Origin of the sequence: Actinosynnema sp. NPDC020468, from assembly GCF_040642015.1 — a bacterium.
Taxonomy (GTDB): domain Bacteria; phylum Actinomycetota; class Actinomycetes; order Mycobacteriales; family Pseudonocardiaceae; genus Actinosynnema.
The window spans coordinates 1-20,983 of record NZ_JBFAEO010000047.1 but is presented as its reverse complement, the minus strand read 5'-3'; the positions used below and the strand labels follow the sequence as shown (position 1 = coordinate 20,983).

General features: G+C 73.1%; 19 protein-coding genes. 7 read left to right on the top strand and 12 right to left on the bottom strand.

Annotation, left to right across the window (positions count from 1 at the left end; genetic code table 11):
- Positions 1 to 61 precede the first annotated feature (61 nt).
- Complete coding sequence (locus tag AB0G50_RS28010) at positions 62 to 628, bottom strand: hypothetical protein (protein ID WP_360113992.1); 567 nt, start codon at positions 626 to 628, stop codon at positions 62 to 64.
- A gap of 167 nt (positions 629 to 795) precedes the next feature.
- On the bottom strand, positions 796 to 1,299 hold the full coding sequence (locus AB0G50_RS28005; RefSeq protein ID WP_360113989.1) for a DUF3145 domain-containing protein: 504 nt from the start codon (positions 1,297 to 1,299) through the stop codon (positions 796 to 798).
- Positions 1,300 to 1,682: 383 nt separating this feature from the next.
- On the opposite strand from AB0G50_RS28005, the gene AB0G50_RS28000 reads away from it, so the two are divergent.
- Positions 1,683 to 2,918 carry a hypothetical protein gene (locus AB0G50_RS28000; protein WP_360113986.1) on the top strand — a complete coding sequence of 412 codons (1,236 nt, stop codon included), beginning with the start codon at positions 1,683 to 1,685 and terminating at the stop codon, positions 2,916 to 2,918.
- On the opposite strand, the gene AB0G50_RS27995 is transcribed toward AB0G50_RS28000, so the two are convergent.
- The 4 genes from AB0G50_RS27995 to AB0G50_RS27980 form a co-directional block, all read right to left on the bottom strand.
- The gene (locus AB0G50_RS27995; RefSeq protein WP_360113983.1) at positions 2,915 to 3,286 is read right to left on the bottom strand and encodes a hypothetical protein; all 372 of its coding nucleotides are present in this window, start codon (positions 3,284 to 3,286) and stop codon (positions 2,915 to 2,917) included. The two genes, AB0G50_RS28000 and AB0G50_RS27995, sit on opposite strands and share 4 nt — an antisense overlap.
- A 97-nt stretch (positions 3,287 to 3,383) precedes the next feature.
- A complete protein-coding gene (locus AB0G50_RS27990; RefSeq protein ID WP_360113981.1) occupies positions 3,384 to 4,766 on the bottom strand; it encodes an NAD(P)/FAD-dependent oxidoreductase in 1,383 nt (460 codons plus the stop codon).
- Between the two features lie 36 nt (positions 4,767 to 4,802).
- On the bottom strand, positions 4,803 to 5,447 hold the full coding sequence (locus AB0G50_RS27985) for a TetR/AcrR family transcriptional regulator (protein ID WP_360113978.1): 645 nt from the start codon (positions 5,445 to 5,447) through the stop codon (positions 4,803 to 4,805).
- A gap of 149 nt (positions 5,448 to 5,596) precedes the next feature.
- Positions 5,597 to 6,256: a hypothetical protein gene (locus AB0G50_RS27980; protein ID WP_360114127.1), complete on the bottom strand. Its 660-nt coding sequence runs from the start codon at positions 6,254 to 6,256 to the stop codon at positions 5,597 to 5,599.
- Between the two features lie 333 nt (positions 6,257 to 6,589).
- Here AB0G50_RS27980 and AB0G50_RS27975 point away from each other — a divergent pair, with 333 nt between their 5' ends.
- Positions 6,590 to 8,839 (top strand): AAA family ATPase, encoded by a 2,250-nt coding sequence (locus AB0G50_RS27975; protein WP_360113975.1) that lies wholly within the window; start codon positions 6,590 to 6,592, stop codon positions 8,837 to 8,839.
- A 101-nt stretch (positions 8,840 to 8,940) separates the two neighbouring features.
- Here AB0G50_RS27975 and AB0G50_RS27970 read toward each other — a convergent pair whose 3' ends face one another.
- Positions 8,941 to 9,378, bottom strand: coding sequence for a MarR family winged helix-turn-helix transcriptional regulator (locus tag AB0G50_RS27970; protein WP_360113972.1), 438 nt, complete (start codon positions 9,376 to 9,378; stop codon positions 8,941 to 8,943).
- A 53-nt stretch (positions 9,379 to 9,431) separates the two neighbouring features.
- Between AB0G50_RS27970 and AB0G50_RS27965 the strand changes: the two genes are divergently transcribed.
- The 3 genes from AB0G50_RS27965 to AB0G50_RS27955 are packed head-to-tail and all read left to right on the top strand — an operon-like array spanning position 9,432 to position 13,601.
- Positions 9,432 to 10,724: an MFS transporter gene (locus AB0G50_RS27965; RefSeq protein WP_360113969.1), complete on the top strand. Its 1,293-nt coding sequence runs from the start codon at positions 9,432 to 9,434 to the stop codon at positions 10,722 to 10,724.
- A gap of 42 nt (positions 10,725 to 10,766) precedes the next feature.
- A complete protein-coding gene (locus AB0G50_RS27960; protein WP_360113966.1) occupies positions 10,767 to 11,573 on the top strand; it encodes an SAM-dependent methyltransferase in 807 nt (268 codons plus the stop codon).
- Positions 11,574 to 11,576: 3 nt separating this feature from the next.
- The gene (locus AB0G50_RS27955) at positions 11,577 to 13,601 is read left to right on the top strand and encodes a diguanylate cyclase (RefSeq protein ID WP_360113963.1); all 2,025 of its coding nucleotides are present in this window, start codon (positions 11,577 to 11,579) and stop codon (positions 13,599 to 13,601) included.
- On the opposite strand, the gene AB0G50_RS27950 is transcribed toward AB0G50_RS27955, so the two are convergent.
- The 5 genes from AB0G50_RS27950 to AB0G50_RS27930 form a co-directional block, all read right to left on the bottom strand.
- Entirely contained in the window at positions 13,598 to 14,965 is a 1,368-nt protein-coding gene (locus AB0G50_RS27950) for an NAD(P)(+) transhydrogenase (Re/Si-specific) subunit beta (protein WP_360113960.1), read from the bottom strand. The two genes, AB0G50_RS27955 and AB0G50_RS27950, sit on opposite strands and share 4 nt — an antisense overlap.
- Entirely contained in the window at positions 14,962 to 15,237 is a 276-nt protein-coding gene (locus AB0G50_RS27945) for an NAD(P) transhydrogenase subunit alpha (protein ID WP_360113957.1), read from the bottom strand. Before AB0G50_RS27945 ends, AB0G50_RS27950 begins: the two co-directional genes overlap by 4 nt.
- Positions 15,234 to 16,337, bottom strand: coding sequence for an NAD(P) transhydrogenase subunit alpha (locus AB0G50_RS27940; protein WP_360113954.1), 1,104 nt, complete (start codon positions 16,335 to 16,337; stop codon positions 15,234 to 15,236). The genes AB0G50_RS27945 and AB0G50_RS27940 overlap by 4 nt, the downstream gene beginning before the upstream one ends.
- Positions 16,338 to 16,428: 91 nt before the next feature.
- Positions 16,429 to 17,577, bottom strand: coding sequence for a nitric oxide synthase oxygenase (locus tag AB0G50_RS27935; protein ID WP_360113951.1), 1,149 nt, complete (start codon positions 17,575 to 17,577; stop codon positions 16,429 to 16,431).
- 201 nt (positions 17,578 to 17,778) lie between these two features.
- Complete coding sequence (locus tag AB0G50_RS27930) at positions 17,779 to 18,879, bottom strand: FAD-dependent monooxygenase (protein WP_360113948.1); 1,101 nt, start codon at positions 18,877 to 18,879, stop codon at positions 17,779 to 17,781.
- A gap of 66 nt (positions 18,880 to 18,945) precedes the next feature.
- On the opposite strand from AB0G50_RS27930, the gene AB0G50_RS27925 reads away from it, so the two are divergent.
- Complete coding sequence (locus tag AB0G50_RS27925; protein ID WP_360113945.1) at positions 18,946 to 19,554, top strand: TetR family transcriptional regulator; 609 nt, start codon at positions 18,946 to 18,948, stop codon at positions 19,552 to 19,554.
- Positions 19,555 to 19,705: 151 nt separating this feature from the next.
- A complete protein-coding gene (locus AB0G50_RS27920; RefSeq protein ID WP_360113943.1) occupies positions 19,706 to 20,854 on the top strand; it encodes a macrolide family glycosyltransferase in 1,149 nt (382 codons plus the stop codon).
- The last annotated feature ends 129 nt before the right edge of the window (positions 20,855 to 20,983 follow it).

Here is a 20,983-nt window from a genome sequence, read left to right as displayed (position 1 = left end):
CCGGCAAGGTCTTCGCGACCGGGCCGGACGTGGTCGGGACCCGGTCGGGGCGCCCCCCGGGTCAGGCGCAGGGTTCGTACTGCGAGGAGGACCCGCCGGGGCTGGAGTCGACCCGGAGCGTGCCGCCCTCCTCCTGGAGCGGGTAGACGACCCGCCAGCGGATGCAGTCGGCCTGGAGCCCGCGCGGCGCCTTGGTGACGTCCTGGGTGCTGGTGAACACCATCATCACGCGCAGCCGGGTCGGCGAGGCGGACTCGACGCGCTGGACCAGGATCGACCCGTCCCGCGTGGTTTCGTAGTCGGCCAGCCAGTCGCCCTCGGGCGTGGTGTCGGCCCGTTCCGCGGTGACGGTGGCGACCCAGTCCCCGTAGTTGCGCGCGTTGATCGAGTCGAAGTGCCGCTGGAGCAGGTCGCGCACCCGCGTCCCGTCGGGGTGCGAGGCGGCGTCGATGCTGAGCTGCACGCCGGGGCCGCCGGGCTGCTCGGACGGCGGTACGGACGACCCGGACGGCAGGGCGATCTGGTCCTGGGCGGCCGACGAGGGCCGCTGGTAGACGTCCCGAGCCACCACCCCGACCGCCGCGGTCGCGGCCACGACCGCCGCCACCACGCCCACCACGACACGCACCGACACACGTCGAGCCTGCCACACCGCCGGGTGCGTCCGTGCGGGTACCGCAGCGGTCCACCGGCCGGTGCCGGAGCGCGCGGAAGCCGTGTCGAAGAGCCTGGGCGAAAAGTCGTGCAGATGCACGTGCACGGGCGGCACGGTGGAGTTCCGTGCCGCTCCGCGAGTCAACCCACGCGGTGGAGCCAGGTGACGGGCGCGCCGTCCCCCGCCCTCCGGAAGGGTTCCAAGGCGTCGTCCCACGCGGCGCCCAAGATCTCGTCCACGCCGTGCGCGAACGATTCCCCTCCCCTGCTGCGCGCCGCGAGGGCGCGCAACTGGTCCTCCGAGACGACGATGTCGCCGTTCGCACTCGTGCGTGCGTGCCAGAGGCCCAGCACGGGTGCGAAGCAGTACCGCACGCCGTCCACTCCAGGACTCGGATCCTCCGTCACCTCGAACCGGAGCATCGGCCACGCGCGAAGCGCGGACGCGAGTCTGGCTCCCGTCCCGGCGTCGCCGGTCCAGGCGCATTCGGCGCGCAACTGCCCTGGCGCCGCGGGCTGTGCCGCCCACTTGAGGTCCGCTCGCTCACCGAGGGTGCCCGAGATAGCCCACTCGACGTGCGGACAGACCGCAGACGGCGACGAGTGGACGTAGACCACGCCACTGGTGCTGCCACGGGTGCTCACAGCTGACCTCCGCTACTCGACGAGGGACGTCTTCCCCTACGGCCTGTCGAGGCTCGCGGATGATCTGGTGAATTCCCGACTTGGTCATTCTGCCCGCTCCCGACCGGGTCCGCCAGAAGAACCAGCAGCTTCGTCACCCGAGCGTGTCGGATACAGGACTTTGGACCCTAAATGTGTTCCTCACGTCGGCGTATGTGGGCACGGAGATCACTTTCCGAGATCACTCCGACACGGTGGCGTGATCAGTGCTCGACCGGTACCCGCTCCGCGGCTCCGGTAAACGATCAGCAGACCTCGGCGTTCCGGTGACAGGTCTCACGGGTTCGCGCGGACCCCGATCCACGCGGCGGGACGGCGCCCTCGAGCCGCTACCGTGTCCGACCGTGCGGCTGATCAGACTCGGTGCGGCCCCCTCCGCGGTCGGCGCGGACGTGCGCGCCGCGTTGAGCACGTGGGGCGTCGGCGACGCGGTGCTCGGCGGGGTGGCGCTGCTGGGCGTCCAGCCGCCGGACTGCCCGATGCCGCTGGACGCCGTGATCGTGCTCGGGCGCGGCGTCCTGGTCGTGGTCGGCGTCGACCTGCCGGACCCGGCCAAGCGGCTGGAGGCGCCGCTGGGCGGCCAGTGGCGGATCGACGGCTGGCCGCTGGTGCGCGGCGACGGGGCGACGAGCCCGGCGGCCGAGGCGCTGGAGGCCACCAAGGCGGTGGCCCGGCGCATCCAGGACATGCGGGGCGAGCCGCTGCCGGTGACCACGGTCGTCGCGGTCGGCCCGTACGTGGGCCACGTCGTGCAGCCGACGGCGGACCTGAACCGGGGCGTGCGGGTGCTGCACCCGAAGCCGACCACGCTGCTCGCGGCGGCCCGTGAGCTCGCCACCGCCGAGCGGCCGTGCTCGGTGGACCACGCGGCCAAGCTGATCGCCGTGCTGGCCGCGACCGGAACGCCGCCCTCGGCGCAGGACCTCCGGGCCGAGGGCTTCCCGACCGCGGTCGCCGACGAGAGCACGATGCTGCTGCCCCGGGTGACCGCCGCGCCTCGCCGGTCGAGGCCGGCGTGGCTGCCCTACGCGGCGGTCGGCGTCGCGCTCGCGGTGGTCGCCGCCGTGGTGGTCGCGGTGTCCTCGGGCGGCGGCTCGCAGGCCGCGCCGACCGCGGGCACGTCGACGCTGCCGACGACGGTCGTGGTGGACGGCCGCGGATTCACCCCGCACGGCGCGGACCGGACCGGCGACTGCGGCGCGCACGCGTTCGGCGACGTGCGGGCGTGGCTCGCGGCCAACCCGTGCTCCCGGCTGGACCGGGCCCAGTACGAGACCACCGCGGACGGGCGGAAGGCGGCCGTCGCGGTGGCCGAGCTGGCGGTGGCCGACGGAGGTCGGGCCGAGGAGTTGCGGGCCGTGGCCTCGGCGGCGGGCGCGGGCGGGATCACCGCGCTGGTCAAGGAGGGCAGGGGCTGGTCGGGTGGGCCCGCGTCGTTCGACCGGTCCGCGATCCGGGTGACCGCGACCGGGGGTGCGGTCCGCGTCGCGCAGGCGGTGTGGAGCGAGGGCGAGTCCGCGCCGACCGACGCGACCCTGGCGGCGTTGGCCGAGCAGGCGCTCCGGCTGCCCGCCGGCTAGTCGCCGGTGCGCACCAGGCCGACGGCGATCAGGCCGAACGCCACGTGCAGCACGATCACCAGGCCCGCGACCGCGCAGACCGACTCGGTGCCCGGCAAACCCTCCAGCGCGCCCCAGGAGAACAGCCAGCCCGCCACCGCGATCGAGAAACCCAGGCCCAGCACCACTTTCGGCACGTGGGCCAGGCAGAACAGCGCGTTGGTCCGGGCCCGCAGCAGGGTGTGCGCGACGACCGGCAGCACCAGGAAACCCGGCAGGTACACGGCGATCGGCCCGAACCTCGGCGCGCCCGGCACGAAGTTCATCGCGATGACGAAGGCGCACCAGAGGACCGCGGCGCTCGCGACGAAGACGGTTCCTCGGGTCACTCGTGCAGTCTAATGAGACAGGGCCGCAGAATTCGGTAATGCCAACCGATGGCGGCGCGATTCGTACGGCAGTCGGGTCAGCGGGCTCCCCTGCCGGTCACAGTCCGTACGCCTCCAGCAGCCGCAGCCACACCTCGGAGATGGTCGGGTAGGACGGGACGGCGTGCCACAGCCGGTCGACGGTGACCTCGCCGACGATCGCGACCGTCGCCGCGTGGACGAGCTCGGCGACGTCGGGGCCGGCGAACGTGACGCCGACGAGGGTCCGCCGCGACTCGTCGACGACCATCCGGGCCTTGCCCCGGTACCCGTCGGCGTGCAGGGACGACCCGGCGACCGCGATGTCCAGGTCCACCACCCGGATGTCCAGTCCCGCCTCGCGGGCCTGCGTCTCGGTGCGGCCGACCGACGCGACTTCGGGATCGGTGAACACGACCTGCGGCACGGCGGTGTGGTCGGCGGTGGCGACCGCGGCGGTCCACGGTCGCGGGTCGGTCGCGCCGGTGACGATGGCGGTGCCGACGGCGCGGGCCGCGTACTTGCCCTGGTGGGTCAGCGGCGCGCGGCCGGTGACGTCGCCCGCCGCGTAGAGCCAGTCCACTCCGGACACCCGGCCGGTGTCGTCCACCGGGAGCGCCTTGCCCGGCTCGAAGCCGAACGCCTCCACGCCGAGGTCTTCGGTGGAGGGCTTGCGGCCGGTCGCGACGAGCAGGTGCGAGCCGGTGATCGCGCGACCGTCGGCGAGCGTGAGCGTCACGCCGCCGGCACCGTCCACACCGGACACCGCGGTGGCCCGGCCGCCGGTGACGACGGTGACGCCGTCCTCGCGCAGGCCGTCGGCGACCAGGTCGCCCGCGAACGGCTCGAACGCGGGCAGCGGTCGGTCGCCGGACAGCACGAGGGTGACCCGCGAGCCCAGCCGCGCCCAGGCCTGCGCCATCTCGACGCCGACCACGCCGCCGCCGAGCACGACCAGCGCCTCCGGCACGGACTGCGCGGAGGTGGCGTCGCGGGAAGTCCAGTAGGGCACCTCGGACAAGCCCTGGACGGGCGGGATCCGCGGCACGCTGCCGGTGCACACGACGACCGCGCGGGACGCGGTCAGCACCCGGCCGTCGACCGTCACCTCCCGGTCGCCGGTGAGCCTGCCCCGACCGCGCACGACGGTGAGCCCGGCGCCCTCCGCCCACTCGACCTGGCCGGAGTCGTCCCAGTGCGCGGTGAACGAGTCGCGACGCGCCAGCACGGCCGCGACGTCCAGGTGCTCCCCCACCGGGACGCCGGGCACGCGCCGGGCGGCGGCGAGCGCGTGACCGGGACGCAGCAATGCCTTGCTCGGCATGCACGCCCAGTACGAGCACTCGCCGCCGACCCGTTCGGCCTCCACCAGGGCGGTGCGGAGTCCGCCGGCAGCGGTCCGGGCGGCGGCGTTCTCGCCCACCGGGCCGCCGCCGATCACGATCACGTCGAAGTCGGTCACCGCTCCACCCCACACCAGGGCGGACGGCCGGGCAAGTCACACCGGGTCGAACACCCCGGCCAGCATTCCGATGATCACACCGTCGGCGGTGTCGAGCACCTGGGCCCGTTCGGCGGGCTCGACCCGTTCCGCGAGTTTGAACAGGGCGTCCGCGGTCTGCGCGGCCATCCGGAACGTGAGCATCACGGGCGCGCGACCCCGGACGGCGTACCGCTCGGTGAACAGCTCGCGCAGCCGTTCCGCCATCAGTTCGTACTGGTCGACGCTGGAGTCGAGGTGGTGCCCGTCGAGCAGGTCGCTGAACCGCACGCGGCCGAATCCGGGCATTTCCACGACCATCCGCAGGTACATGGCGACGACCTGGCGCGCGGCTTCCCGCCAGTCCGCCCCCGCCCCGCCCGCGGTGAACATGCTTTCGACCCGGCCCAGGTACTCCTCCATGCCGCGCAACGCCAGCGCGTGCACGACGGAACGCTTGTCCGGGAAGTATTGGTAGAACGATCCAATTGGCACACCGGCGAGCTCGACGATCCGGGCTGTGGTGATGTCGTCGTAGTCGTGGTCGTTCAGCAGTGTGGCGCAGGCATCGACAATGGCGGTCACCGTGGCGGCACCGCGCTGCTGGACCGGCTGACGGCGCATCACCTTGGCTAAGCGGTTTTCGGCGGGATTTTCAGGCACCCCGACATCTTGATGGATACGGACCGGTAAGCCCAAACTACGGAATGGCAACACTAGGGCCACGACTTCGAGATCAACCACCTGAGGTTTGCTCGGTTTGGCACCGGACCTGATTCTCCTGCAACGAAAACGATTGCCCCGGCGATAGGTTATTCCGAACTTCGCGGAACCGGCACCGGAGATCGTTCCGCGATGTTTCCGACACCGTTTCGCGTCCGGATGTTCACCTCCACGACCCGCCGGACGGGCGGTCGGGTGACGTACGGACGGAGCAGTCCGGCGACCGCGAGACCGGGCGCGACGAGCGGCACCACGGCGGACAGGGCCACGGCGGTCGCGGCGGCGCGCAGGACGTCCTTCGGGACGAGCGCGATCCGGTCGACGACGAACGCGCGCCGGCCGAGCAGCGACGCCAGCACGACCGCGCCGAGGAACACGCCGAGGGTGAGCAGCGCCCGGTGCACCGCGCCGTAGCCGACCGACTCGGCGGCCAGCATCACGGCGAGCCAGCCGAGCAGCGCGCTGCCCTGGCGCCGGGTCGTGGTCATCGCCCACAGCAGGCCCGCGGTGATCGCCAGGAAGCCGCTGCGGCCCTCGAGCCACCCGCTCGCCGCCTCCAGCCACCCCGTGGGCAGGCCGGCCCACGCCACCGGCGCGCGCACCACGTCGACCGGGCTCGGCGAGCCGTACGCCTGACCGAGGACCCAGGACAGCGACCAGACCGACACCAGCACCGCGAGCACGAGCTGCCGGCGGGGTCGGTCGGCCGCGCACCGGCACAGCCGGGCGAGTTCGCGACGATGTTCCATCACCCGCCCAGCGTGGGGCGGAGCCGCGTCGTTTTCGACCGGTTTCACCCGCGCGCCGGCCAAGTGCGCCTCTTCGGGCGGGTTCACGTTCACCCGCCGCGCGAGGACTTCCGCAGAACTGCGGAGAAGGGCGGCGGACCGGCGCGGCCGGGGTGACGTGCGGCGGAGCACCGCGGAGGTGGGCCGCGCCACGAGATCGGCCCACCCGACGCTGTCTCAAGGGGGTGCCGACGGTGTAGATTAGACGTTCTGCGTGCGCGACCCGAGGCGCACAAGGAGATCAGGCGAAATGGGAACAGCCTGATAAAACACGGTAACGAGAAAAGAGGCACGTTGTCAAGCCCCTCCGCTGACACCCGGCTCGCCGAAACCGAGTCGGAGCAGGAATACGTGTCGATGCTGTACGGCAGGCTGGACGACCTCCGCGAGCAGAGCTCGAAGCGGCTGGCGGGCGCGTTGCGGCAGACGGGCGGCACCCACCAGATGCGGTCCGAGCGGGACACGTCGGTCGCGATGTACTCGGACCAGTTGGCGCAGTACAGCGCGGTCGAGAACGGGTTGTGCTTCGGCCGGTTGGACTTCCACACCGACGACCGGTTCTACATCGGTCGAATCGGGCTGTTCGACGAGGACCGTGAGTACGAGCCGCTGCTGATGGACTGGCGCGCGCCCGCGGCCCGCCCGTTCTACCTCGCGACCGCCGCCGCGCCGGAGGGCGTGCGGCGGCGCCGGCACCTGCGCACCAAGCAGCGCAAGGTGGTCGGGTTCGACGACGAGGTGCTCGACATCAACTCGGTCGACCCGTCGCGGCGCTCGGAGGGCCTGACCGGCGAGGCGACGCTGCTGGCCGCGGTGAACGCGAGCCGCACCGGGCAGATGGGCGACATCGTCGCGACCATCCAGGCCGAGCAGGACCGGATCATCCGCACCGAGCTGAACGGCGTGGTGGTCGTGCAGGGCGGTCCGGGCACCGGCAAGACGGCCGTGGCGCTGCACCGGGCCGCGTACCTGCTGTACACGCACCGCCGTCAGCTGGCCAAGCGCGGCGTGCTCGTGGTGGGGCCGAACACCACGTTCCTGCGCTACATCGGGCAGGTGCTGCCGTCGCTGGGCGAGACGGGCGTGCTGCTGTCGACCGTGGGCGAGCTGTTCCCGGGTCTGGTCGCGACCGGTCGGGAGTCGGCGGACGCGGCGGCGGTCAAGGGCCGGATCGGGATGGCGGACGTGGTGGCGCACGCGGTCAAGGACCGGCAGGAGGCGCCGGCGCTGGTGGAGGTGCCGTTCGAGCAGGACGTGCTGAAGCTCGACCGGCGGGCGATCTCGGCGGCGCGCGGCCGGGCGAGACGGACCCGGCGACCGCACAACGAGGCGCGGCGGACGTTCCAGCGGGAGATCGTCTCGACGCTGGCGGGCCAGGTGGTGGCCCGGCTGGGCAGGCACCTGGTGGACGCGGCGGACATCGACGACATCCGGCGCGAGCTGCGCGAGGACGAGGCGGTGCGCGAGGTGGTCGAGCGGCTGTGGCCCGTGCTGACCCCGGAGCGGTTGCTGGAGGACCTGTTCTCCTCGCCGAAGCGGATCGCCAAGGCGGCGCCGAAGCTGACCGCCGAGGAGCGGGCGCTGCTGGTCCGCCCGCGCGGCGCGGCGTGGACGCCCGCCGACGTGCCGCTGCTGGACGAGGCGGCCGAGTTGCTCGGCGAGGACGACACCGAGGCCAAGGCGCGCGCCGAGCGGCAGCGGCGGCAGGCGATCGACTACGCGCAGGGCGTGCTGGACATCCTCGACCTGGAGGACGACGCCGACCCGGACCTGTTGATGGCGGGCGACCTGGTGGACGCCTACCGGCTGGCCGAGCGGCACGGCGCGGAGCGCTACGAGACGGCGGCGGAGCGCGCGGCGGCGGACCGGACGTGGACGTTCGGGCACGTGATCGTGGACGAGGCGCAGGAGCTGTCCGCGATGGCGTGGCGGACGCTGATGCGGCGCTGCCCCAGCAAGTCCATGACGGTCGTGGGCGACATCGCGCAGACCGGCGACATCGGCGGCGCGTCGTCGTGGGCGGACGTGCTGTCGCCGTACGTGATGGACCGGTGGAAGCTGACCGAGCTCACCGTCAACTACCGCACGCCGTCGGAGATCATGGCCGTGGCGGCGGACGTGCTGGCGTCGGTCGACCCGGACCTCGTGCCGCCGACCTCGGTGCGGGACAGCGGTTTCGCGCCGTGGGCGCGGCGGGTGGACTCGGTCGCGGCCGCGCTGCCCGGCCTGGTGGCGGCCGAGGTGGCGGCGATCGGGGACGGGAAGCTCGCGGTGATCGTGCCGGCGGCGGAGGTCGACGGGCTGCGGGTGGCGGTGCCCGAGGGCGCGGACGACCTGGACGCGCAGGTGGTGGTGCTGGGCGTGACCGACGCCAAGGGCCTGGAGTTCGACGCGGTGCTGGTGGTGGAGCCGGCCGCGATCCTGGCCGAGTCGCCGAAGGGCGCGAGCGACCTCTACGTCGCCCTGACCCGCGCCACGCAGCGGTTGGGTGTCGTGCACACGGGCGGGTTGCCCGCGGTGCTGGACGGCCTCACCCGGGCCTGACGGGGTGTGCCGACGGCCCGTCTCCGCGTGACGGGCCGTCGGTGGGCCGCGTCCGCCGTGCGGGAGGCGTGGGACCGGAGGACTCGCGGTGCCGTGCCGGGTCAGGTGGCCCGCAGGTGGTCGACCAGGTGGTCCAGGGCGGAGAGGGCCCGGACCACGTCGGCCCGTTCGCCCGGCTCCAGCCGGTCCAGGGCGCCGCCGATGCGCTTCTCGTGGGCGCTCTGCCAGACGGCGAGCTGCTCGTGGCCCTGCGGGGTCACCGAGAGGCGGGCCACCCGGCGGTCGGTGGGGTCTCCGCCGCGGGCCACCAGGCCGGCCTCGATCAGCTGGCCCACCAGGCCGCTGACCGTGTTCGGGGCCAGGCGGAGTTCGGCGGCGAGGTCTCCGACGCGCATCGGAGGGCGTTCCGCAAGCGTTTGCAGCAGCTCGATCTGCGCCATCGGCAGGGAGTCCCACGGCCACTCCGAGCGGATGCTCGTGCGCAGGGCACGCCGCAGGCGGGTGACCACGTCGGTGAGCGTGCGCGCCTCATCTGACATGCGCAGATAGTACTGGGTCGCGTTAACTCTGTTCCCGATATAATCTGACTACGATGCATCTGTCGACGCGCTGGTTCACCTCCGAGTCACCCCGACCACGACAGGTCGCCACCTGGGCCGGGGCGCCCTGGCTCGCCGTCGTGACGGTGTGTCTGGGCGCCTTCCTCGGCCAGTTCGACGCGAGCGTCGTCACACTCGCCCTTCCCGCCATTCAGGAAGAATTCGGGAAGTCACCCGAATGGGTGTCCCTGGGCTACCTGCTGGCGCTCGTGGCACTGGTCGCGCCGGTGGGCCGGCTCTCCGACGTCGCAGGTCGCAAGCTCGTCTACCTCTACGGCTTCACGGTCTTCACCGCGGCGTCGGCGGCGTGCGCGTTCGCCTGGGACCTGCCGAGCCTGGTCGCGTTCCGGGTGGTCCAGGCGGTCGGCGCGGCGATGCTCCAGGCGAACAGCGTCGCGCTCGTGATCGCTTCGGTGCCGAAGGTCAAGCTGCACCGGGCGCTGGGCGTGCAGGCGGCGGCGCAGGCCGTGGGGCTCGCGCTCGGGCCGACGGTCGGCGGGCTGTTCGTCGGCACGGTGGGCTGGCGCTGGGTGTTCGCGGTCAACGTGCCGATCGGGCTGCTGGCCCTGGTCGCGGGCCACTACCTGCTGCCGCGCACCCACGACCGCGGCGCCGGCGCGCCGGTGCGGCCGCTGAACGTGCTGCTGCTCGCGACCGCCACCACCGGCGCGTTGCTGCTGCTGTCCGGTGTGGACGCGCTCTACCTGCTCGCCGTCGTGGTGCCGGCCGCGGTCTGGTACGTGGCGCGGGAACCGTTGCTGCGCAAGGTCGGTCTCGGGCTGTTCGGCGCGTTCTGCGGGTACCTCGCGCTGTTCGGGCCGCTGGTCGTGGTGCCGTTCACCACCGATCGCGGCCCGGTGGAGACCGGCCTGCTGCTGACCGCGCTGCCCGCCGGGTTCGCGCTCACCGCCACCGCGCGCTGGCGCGGCTCCGGGCTGCTCGGCATCCTCGTGTCCACAGTGGACTGCGCGGTGCTGGCGCTCGGCGTGGTCGACGCGGTCACGCTCGGCGTGCTGGGGTTGGGGCTCGGCCTGTTCGTCCCGGCCAACAACGCCCGGCTGCTGGCGGCCGTGCCGCGGTCGGACGCGGGCGCGGGCGGCGGGCTCGTCAACCTCGCGCGCGGCCTCGGCACGGCGTTCGGCGTCGCGCTGCCGCTGCTGCTCACCCACCGGCACGGGCCGGGCGCGGCCTTCTGGGCGTTGGCCGTCGTGGCGCTGCTCGCCGCGCTAGGCCAAATGGGGACAAGGACGTCCGTCCCCTACTCCCGAAAGGGCACAGCTGCGTAACCTCCAGCGCGCGGGGGTCGGGCGACGCGGATGAGGTGTGGCGTGACTGAGCGGTCGAGCTGGGTTCCCGACGGCATCGACACCGGTCTGCCGAGCGCCGCGCGGCTCTACGACTACCTGTTGGGCGGCGGGCACAACTTCGCCGCGGACCGGGCGCTCGCCGAGAAGTTCGTGGCGGCCCAGCCCAACGCGCGGACGATCGCCCGGCTCAACCGGTCGTTCCTGCGCCGGGCCGTGCTCTTCCTGGCGGCACGGGGCATCCGGCAGTTCGTCGACCTCGGCTCGGGCATACCCACGGTGGGCAACGTGCACGAGATCGCGCAGCGCGCCGCGCCCGACTCGCGGGTGGTCTACGTGGACTACGAGGACGTCGCGGTCGCGCACAGCAGGTTGATGCTGCGCGACGACGAGCGGGCCACGATCCTCCAGCGGGACATGACGGACCCGACCTCGGTGCTCGAGGCGGCCAGGGGGACCGGGCTGGTCGACTTCGCCGAACCGGTGGGGCTGCTCGCGGTCGGCGTCTTCCACTTCGTGCCGCCCGAGGCGGACCCGGCGGGTCTGGTCGCGGCGTACCGGGACGCGCTCGCGCCCGGCAGCCACCTCGCGTTCTCCCAGTTCACCGCGGACCTCCAACCCGCGGAGATGGCCGGGGTGGTCGAGGTGATGAAGAGGAGCGCGAACCCGATGTTCCCCCGCTCGCACGCGGAGATCACCGCCCTGTTCGACGGTTTCGAGCTGGTCGAGCCGGGCGTCGTGCCGCTGCCGCTGTGGCAGCCGGAACCCGGGGCCGCGGTCGAGGACCCGAACACAGCGGGGATCCTCGCCGGAGTGGGCCGCAAGCGGTGAGCCGTGACGTCCGACGCTAGTGCCGAGCGCCAGGCGATCGCCCACACCTGGCTGCGGGCGGTGTACCCGACCGCGTACGTGCCGCTCTCGCCCGCCGAGATGGCGGTCCTGCTGTGCGGTCTGGTGGACGAGGTCGCGGCCGCGGTGCGCTCCGGGGAGACCGTGACGGGTGTCGGCGAACGGCTGGTGCGCGAGCGGTTCACCGGCGCGGACTCGTTGCGGCGCACGGTGGAGGTGCTCGGCTGCGGGCTGCTCGACGCGGCCGAGTTCGCCGACCTGCCCGACCTCGCCGAGCGGGTGGTGGCGGTGCTGGGCTCGGTGAGCGCCGGGTACGCCAACGCGATGCGGCTGGACGTGTTCGAGCAGCAGGAGGAGATCAAGACCGCGCTGCTGACGGCGAAGCAGCGCGTCGAGCGGGTGCTCGAGGTGAGCGAGGCCCGGTTCCGCGAGGTGTTCGACTCGTCCGCGTTCGGCATCGCGATCACCGACCTGCGCGGCGCGTGCGTGGAGGCGAACGACGCGCTGGCGCAGATGGTCGGCGGCCGGCGGGAGGACCTGGTCGGGCGGCGGCTGATCGCGCTGTTCCACCCCGACGACGTCGAGGTGCTGACGGCGGCGTACCGGGCGGCGGGCGCGGGCCGGCTAGACCGGTTCCGCGAGCAGCGCAGGCTGGTCCGCGCCGACGGCGAGCCGATGTGGGTGCACCTGGCCGTGTCGCTGCTGCGGGACGCGGACGGCGAGCCCGCGTACTTCGTGACGATGGTCGAGGACGTCACCGAGCTGCACCTGCTCCAGAAGAACCTGGACCACCAGCTGCTGCACGACTCGTTGACCGGTCTGTCGAACCGGCAGCACTTCGTGACCAGGCTGGAGGCGATGCACGCCGCGGCGGGCGGCGGGATCACGCTCTACCACCTGGACCTCGACGCGTTCGCCGTGGTGAACAACGGCATCGGGCACGGGGCGGGCGACCGGCTGCTCCAGGAGGTCGGCCGGCGGTTGAGCGCGGTGGTGGAGGCCGAACGGGCGTGCGTGGCGCGGGTGGCGGGCGACGAGTTCGCGATCGTGGTCGAGCGCTCGGCGGACACGCCGCGGGTGCCCGCCATGATCGACCGGATCAACGAGGCGCTGGAACGGCCGCTGCCCTCGGGCGTGGCGCTGTCCGCGGGCGTCGGCGTGGTGGACCTGCCGGGTCCGGACTGGGCGGCAGAGGAGTTGCTGCGCGCGGCGAACACCACGCTGCGCCAGGCGAAGGCACGGGGAAAGAGGCAGTGGTTGACCTACGACAGGCACGAGGACGCGCGCAGCCGCGACCGGCTGGACCGGGCCGCGCGGATGCCCGGCGCGCTGGCCGCCGGCTGGATCGACGTGGAGTACCAGCCGGTGGTGGACCTCGCCGACGAGCACGTGGTCGGGCACATCTCGCGGCTGCGGTGGCACGACCTCGGGCACGAGGAGTGCGCGGAGTCGGCCGAGGCCAACGGGTTGGCGCTGCCGCTCGGCCAGTGGGCGTTGCGCGAGGCGGCCGGGATCGCGGCGTCGTGGTCGCACGGGCTGCTGTTCGTCGAGCTGTCGCCGATGCAGTCGCGCGACGCGGACCTGGTGGGCGCGGTGAGGCGGACGCTGGACACCACCGGGCTCGACGCGTCGGCGCTGCGGATCCTGCTCGACACCAGGGCGATGCTGGACGGTTCCGGCGACGACAACGCGCAGGTGTTGCGGGACAACGGGATCGTCACCGGGTTGACCCGGTTCAACGGCGGCCAGGCGGAACTCGCGCTGCTGGCCGAGCTGCCGGTGGGCGCGCTGCTGGTCGACCCGGCGGTGGTGCGCAGGCTCCGGGAGGTCGAGGAGTCGTTGCTGCACCGCGCGATGGCGATGATGACGCAGGTGATCCGGGACTCCGGGGTGTCCGTGTCGGTGCCCGGCGTGGTGGACGCCGACCAGGTGCGCTGGTGGACCGAGGTCGGCGCGAGCTGCGCGTTCGGCCCGTACTTCGGCGACCCGATCCCGGACTACGAGCTCTAGACCTGCTTGACCGCGGCGAGCAGCTTGGTCAGCGAGTCCTTGGCGTCGCCGAACAGCATCGTGGTCTTGGCGTTGTACAGCAACGTGTTGTCCACGCCCGCGAAGCCGGGGCGCATGCTGCGCTTCATGAACACCACGGCCTTGGCCCGGTCCACGTCGAAGATAGGCATGCCGTAGATGGGGCTGCTGGGCTCGTCGCGCGCGCCGGGGTTGACCACGTCGTTGGCGCCGACCACGAGGACCACGTCGACGCTGCCGATGCCCGGGTTGACGTCGTCGAGCTCCTTGAGGTGCTCGTAGGGCACGTCGGCCTCGGCCAGCAGCACGTTCATGTGGCCGGGCATGCGACCCGCGACGGGGTGGATGCCGTAGGACACCGCGATGCCCCGGCTCTCCAGCAGCTGGGCCAGTTCCCGCGCGGCGTGCTGGGCCTGCGCGACGGCCAGGCCGTAGCCGGGCACGACGAGCACCGAGTGGGCGTAGCCGAGCAGGATCGCGACGTCCTCGACGGTGCCGGAGCGGACGGTGCGGTCCACGTCGGACTGCACGGCGGCGGCGCGCGGGGTGAACGCGCCGAACAGGATGTTGGCGAGCGAGCGGCCCATCGCCTGGGCCATGAGCCGGGTCAGGATGGTGCCGGACGCGCCGACGAGCGTGCCGGCGACGATCAGCAGCGTGTTCGCCAGCACGTAGCCGGACGCCGCGACGGCCAGCCCGGTGAACGCGTTGAGCAGCGAGATCGCGATCGGCACGTCCGCGCCGCCCACCGGGAGCACGAACAGCACGCCCAGCGCGAGGCCGGCGAGCGCGACCAGGACCAGGAGCGTGCCGCTGCCGGTGGCGAGCACGGCGACCGCGAGGGCCAGCGCGAGCACGGCCGTGCCGATGCCGACGTACCGGCCGCCGGGCAGCAGCACCGGCCGGGTGGTCATGATCTCCTGGAGCTTGAGGAACGTGACCACGCTGCCGGAGAAGCTGACCGCGCCGATCAGCACGGTGAGCACGGTCGCGACGGCGAAGAACACACCGGTGTCGGTGGACTCGCCGTACTCGGTGAGCGCCACGAGGGCCGCCGCCGCGCCGCCGACGCCGTTGAACAGCGCGACCATCTGCGGCACCGCGGTCATCCGCACCGACCTCGCCGCGGGCACGCCGACCGCCGCGCCCAGCACGATCATGAGCGCGATGAGGATCCCGTTGTGCTGCACGCCGTGCACGTAGGCGACGACGACGGCCAGCGCCATCCCGGCCGCGCCGACGAGGTTGCCCGCGCGGGCGTAGCGCGGCGTGCTCAGGCCCTTGAGGGCGAGCACGAAGCACAGCGCGGCGGCGAGGTAGGCGAGCTGGACCCAGGTCGGCGTCATTTGCGGTGCCCCTTGAACATCTCCAGCATCCGGTCGGTGACCACGAAGCCGCCCACGACGTTGACCGTGGCGAGGAAGACCGCGACCAGCCCGAGGACGAGTTGCAGCGGTCGCTCGGCCTGACCGGTGATGAGGATCGCGCCCACCAGGATCACGCCGTGGATCGCGTTCGCGCCCGACATCAGGGGCGTGTGCAGGATCGTGGACACCTTCGAGACGACCTCGAAGCCCACGAAGACGGCCAGGATGAAGATCGTCAGCAGGTCGGTCACAACAGCTCCCTGGTCGGGGCGTGGCGCACTTCGCCTTGGTGGGTCAGGCAGCAGCCGTCGAGCACCTCGTCGGAGAGGTCGGGTCGGACCTCGCCGTCGCGGGTCATCAGCAGCAGCAGGTTCGCCACGTTGCGGGCGTAGAGCCTGCTGGCGTGCGCGGGCATGGTGCTCGGCATGTTCTTCGCGCCGTAGAGCAGCACGTCGCCCACCCGGATCTCCTCGCCGGGCACCGAGCCGGTGACGTTGCCGCCGGACTCGGCCGCGAGGTCGACCACGACGGAGCCGGCGGGCATCGCCTTGAGCATGTCCGTGGTGACGAGCACGGGCGCCTTGCGGCCGGGTATCGCGGCGGTGGAGATCACCACGTCGCTGGCCGCGACCCGGTCGGCGATCAGCTCGCGCTGCCGGGCCAGGGTGTCCTCGGACTGCTGGCTCGCGTAGACGCCGGTCTGCGTCTCCAGGTCCAGCTCGAGGAACCGGGCGCCCAGGCTGCGGACCTCCTCGGCGGCGGCCTTGCGCACGTCGTAGGCCTCCACGACGGCGCCGAGCCGGCGCGCGGTGGCGATCGCCTGCAACCCGGCCACGCCCGCACCCAGCACGAGCACCTTGGCGGGCGGCACGGTGCCGGCGGCGGTGGTGAACATCGGCAGGAACCGGGGCAGCCGCTCGGCCGCGGTGAGCACCGCCCGGTAGCCCGCGACGAGCGCCTGGGACGACAGCGCGTCGGCGGTCTGGGCCCGGGTCACCCGGGGCAGCAGGTCGAGGCTGAAGGCGGTGACGCCGCGGTCCCGCAGCGCCCGCACGTGGTCGAGTTCGGTCGAGGGTTGCAGGAAGCTGATCGTGACGTCGCCCTCGCGCAGCCGGTCGACGTGCTCGGTCGGCTGCACGGACAGGACGACCTCGGCGCGTCCGGCGGGGTGGTCGGCGGTGACCTCCGCGCCCGCCGCGCGGTAGGCCTCGTCGGTGGCGTGCGCGTGCGCGCCCGCCCCGGCCTGCACGTCGACCGCGAGGCCGGCCGCGACGAGGGTCGTGACGGTGTCCGGCACACCCGCCACACGGCGTTCGGCGGGTCGCGACTCTGCGGGGATCCCGGCTCTCACGGAGAGTCACCCTAGACGATCAAAGGTGATCCACACCACATTTGGCCGTTCACCGTGAAGTCGCGGCACCGGACAGCGTCTTGACCGCCGACTAGTGGATCACCGGGCACACGCCCTCGGTGTCGGCCGCGAAGAAGTTCGGCACGAGCTCCTCGCGGTCGTAGTAGCGGTGGAACACGCTCGTCGCGCCGCCCGAGATCGGCGGCACGATCCAGCTCCAGTCCGTCGGGCAGCTGCGGCCCGCGGCCTCCTCCCGGGCGACGTGGGTGAGGAAGCGGTCGGACTCGGTGTGGTGGTCGGTGATCGTCGCGCCCGCCTGGTCGAACGAGTGCAGCACCGCGCGGTTCAGCTCGACCAGGACGCGGTCTTTCCACAGGCTGCGGACGTCCTTGACGTCGAACCCCATCCGCTTGCCCAGGTACGGCAGCAGGTCGTAGCGATCGGTGTCGGCGAAGTTGCGCGCGCCGATTTCGGTGCCCATGTACCAGCCGTTGAAGGGCGCGGCCGGGTAGTCGATTCCGCCGATTCTCAGTCGCATGTTGCTGATGACCGGCACCGCGTGCCACTTCAGGCCGAGGTCGGCCCAGGAGAACTCGGGGTGCACGATGTCCACCTCCAGCACCGCGTCGGCCGGCAGTTCCACCATCGCGGACTCGCCGTCGTGCCCTTCGACCACCAGCGGCAGCACGTCGAATGGGCCGCGGCGTTTCGGCGGGCGCCAGCCGAGTTCCACCGCGCGGTCGGTCAGCCCGCGGTTGCGGCGGTCGCCGAGCACGCCGCCGTCCTTCCCGGCGTAACCCGCGTACCGGATCAGTTGCTCATTCCTGATCCGCGGACCGGGCTGGTCCGGGTCGTCCGGCGCGAAGATCGTCACGACCGGGCGGACGCGGCCGCCGTTGGTGGCGAGCCGGAGGTGCTCGACGCACTCGTCGGCGACCTCCTTGGGGTCCCGCAGGTCCCTCAGGTCGCGGACCTTGAGGCTGCGCCAGTAGAGCCTGCCGATGCAGCGGGCGCTGTTGCGCCAGGCCACCCGGGCGCCGAAGGCCAGTTCGGCGGGTGTGTGCCGGTAGGTGCCGGTCGCGGCGACCTCGGCGTGCACCTCCGCGAGGCGGTGTTCGACCGGCCCCGTCTCGGGGTGTTCGCCGTGGTGCAGGCGGAGGAATTCGTCGGCCTCCGACAGGTCGACCGCGGCGGTGCGGGTCGGGATGGCTTCAGCCGGACACAGGGGGACGGGGGCCATGGCGGGACACCGTAGTTGCACTTTCGCGCAAGGTGAACCGCCGTGTCGGGCACCGCAGTGTGAACGTAGGGGGAACTACCTGCCGCACAGTGAGTGCTTGATCCGGCAAAAGGGTGACGAATGCTGGGAAAACGAGTGATTCCGTATCGTTATCAGGCTGATTCCCGGCAGTGATCAGTGATTTACATCACGATCCATTTGTCACCTATCGAGTGAGGGCGGTGTCCACGCGGTCAGCCGGGACATTCCGCGCCCGACCGCCGCGGGCGGCAGCGCGCGCACCACGGCGTTTCTGACCGCGACGCCGAGAGGATTGCGCAGCCGGTGCCCGAGCGCGCCCGCGCGCCGCGAGGCCCGTGCCACGGCCTGCGTTCTCCGCCGTCGTGCGGCGTCGTACCGGAATAGCGCCTCGCTCACGTTCCGCGCATTTCCGCACTCGTGCGCGAGCACGACCGCGTCCTCGAACGCGAGACACGCGCCCTGGCCGAGGTACGGGGTCATCGCGTGCGCCGCGTCGCCCAGCAGCGCCACCCGGCCGCCGACGAACGACGGCAGGTCCGCGGCCAGTTCCCGGATGTCGTTGCGCAGCACGGCGGCCGGCGGGGTCGCGGCGAGGACGGCCGGGATCGGGTCGTGCCAGCCGTCGACCAGCGCGCGGACCGCGGCGTGCTCGTCGGGCGCGGCGCCGCCGGGTTCGGCCTCGGTCGCGGCGAACCAGCAGACCCGCCTGTCGGCCAGCGGCAGCACGCCGAACTCCACGCCGGGGCCCAGGGTCTGGCCGATCGGCTCGTCCGGCGGGAAGTCCGGGGCGGTCACGCCGCGCCACGCGGTGACCCCGGTGTGCACGGGCGGCGGCGCGGTCGGGAACAGCTCGGCCCGAAGCCTGCTGCCCACCCCGTCCGCCGCGACGACCAGGTCCGCGTCGAGGTCGGCCGAGGCGGTCACCTCGTGGTCGGTCGCCAGGCAGCGCTCCGGCAGCGCGGACCGCAGCACGCGGTGCAGGTCGGCCCGGTGCACCGCGATCACCCGCTCGGCGGCAGGGTCCACCCGGGTCAGCGTGCGGCCGGCCGGGTCCCGCAGCAGGCCGGGCACCCGCGGCGTGCCGATCCGGCGCACCTCGTCGGCCAGGCCGAGCGCCTCCAGCGCCCGCAGCGCGTTGGGCAGCACGCCGACACCCGCGCCCACCTCGCCGACCGCCGGCGCGCGCTCCAGCACCCGGACCTCCCAGCCGACCTTCCGCAACGCCACCGCGGCGGCGACCCCGCCGAGCCCGCCACCGACCACCACCGCCGTTCCGCGCACGACACCCTCCGCTTCTACACCTGTAGAGAGCCGCTACTCTACAGCTGTAGAACGGAGGTGCGGAACGTGACGGAGCGCATGGCCCGGTTGGCCGACGCCGCCATCCGACTGGTGGCCGCGAAGGGCATGCGCGGGCTGACCCACCGCGCCGTCGACGCGGAGGCCGGCGTGCCGCCCGGGTCCACGTCCGCGTACTTCCGCACCCGCAAGGCGCTGGTCGAGGGTGTGGTGCGGCGGCTGGCCGCGCTGAGCCTCGCCGAGCTGGGTCCCGCCGAACCGGACCCCGCCGAACCGCACTCGACCGCACCGCCGATCGACCTCGACGACGCCGTCGCCCGGCTCGCCCGGCTCCTCGACCGCTGGTCCGGCCCGGACCGCGAGCGCACGCTGGCCCGGTACGCGTGCCTGCTGGAGGCGACCCACCACCCGGAGCTGCGCGGCGTCCTGGCGCACGGCGCGGCGCACCGCGCGCAGGCGACCGCCGTGCTGGCCGCGGCGGGCGCGGCCGATCCCCGTGCCGCCGGGCGCGACCTCGTGGCCTTCCTGGACGGTCTGCTGTTCGACCGGCTGGTCGGCGCGGGCGCGGCCACCGCGCCCGAACCCGGGACGCCGGAGAACCTGGCCGACCTGACCCGCGCGATCCGGTCCGCGCTGCGCGGCGTGCTCGGCGGGTGACCGGGCGCGCCGGAAAACCACTGGCGCGCCCGGTTAACCTCGGACGCATGTGGGCCTACGTGGTGTTCTACCTCTGATTCGCGACACGCCGTCCGCCCCCGCGCCACGCGCGAGGGGCCATCCGACCGTGTCGTAGAACAGGGAGAAACCCTTGTCGCACATCGCTTTTCTCAACATCCCCGGCCACGGCCACGTCAACCCGACGCTGCCCGTGGTCGCCGAGCTGGTCGCGCGCGGCCACCGGGTGACCTACGCCGTGCCGGCGGGGTTCGCACCGCAGGTCGCGCACGCCGGCGCCGAACCCGTCGCCTACCGCACGGTGCTGCCCGCCGAGGAGGGCGACTGGCCGATGGACGCGGCGGGCGCCATGGGGCTGTTCCTGGCCGAGGCGCGCCAGGTGCTGCCCCAGCTCGCGCAGTCCTATGTGGACGACCAGCCGGACCTGGTGGTCTACGACATCGGCGCGTGGACCGCGCGGGTGCTCGCCCGCCGCTGGGGCGTGCCCGCGATCCAGTTCTCGCCCACCCACGTCGCGTACGAGGGCTGGGAGGAGGACATGGGCGTGAACCCGGACGAGCCCGCCATCGCCGCCTTCTACGCCGAACTGGCGGAGTGGTTGCGGGAGCAGGACGTCGAGGTGCCGGCGCCGGCGTTCGTCAGCGATCCGGACTCGGCGGTCGTGTCGATCCCGCGCGCGTTCCAGTTCCGCGGCGACCGGGTGCACCCGAAGTACACCTTCGTCGGGCCGTGCCTGGACGACCGGTCGCACCAGGGCGGGTGGGCGCCGCCGGACGACCGGCCGGTGCTGCTGGTGTCGCTGGGTTCGGCCTACACCGACCGGCCCGAGTTCTACCGGCGGTGCCTGGAGGCGGCGCGCGGGCTGGACTGGCACGTGGTGATCGCGATCGGCAGGCACGTGTCCGAAGAGGACCTGGGCGACGTTCCGCCGAACGTGGAGCTGCGCGCGTGGGTGCCGCAGTTGGCGATCCTGGCGCACGCCACCGTGTTCGTCACGCACTGCGGCATGGGCGGGACCATGGAGGGCCTGCACCACGGCGTGCCGATGATCGGCGTGCCCACGCTCGGCGAGCAGGTGATGAACGCCGAACGGCTGGTGGAACTGGGCGTCGGCAGGCACCTGCCGCACGACCGGGTGACCGCCGCCGGGTTGCGGGAGGCCGTGCTGGAACTGGCGGCCGACCGCGACGTCGCGGCCCGGCTCGCCGCGCTGCGGGCCGACATCCGGGCGGCGGGCGGTACCCGTGCCGCGGCGGACGTGGTCGAGGCCGCGCTGAGGTGATCGGGCCGAGGTGATCGGACGGGGGGGGGGCCCCCCCCCGGGGGCCGGCGCCCCCGCGAAGTGGCGGGGGCCACGCCGCAGCGGCGGGGGGGGGTCGGGGGGGGGGGGGTCCGCCGCCCCAGCGGCACC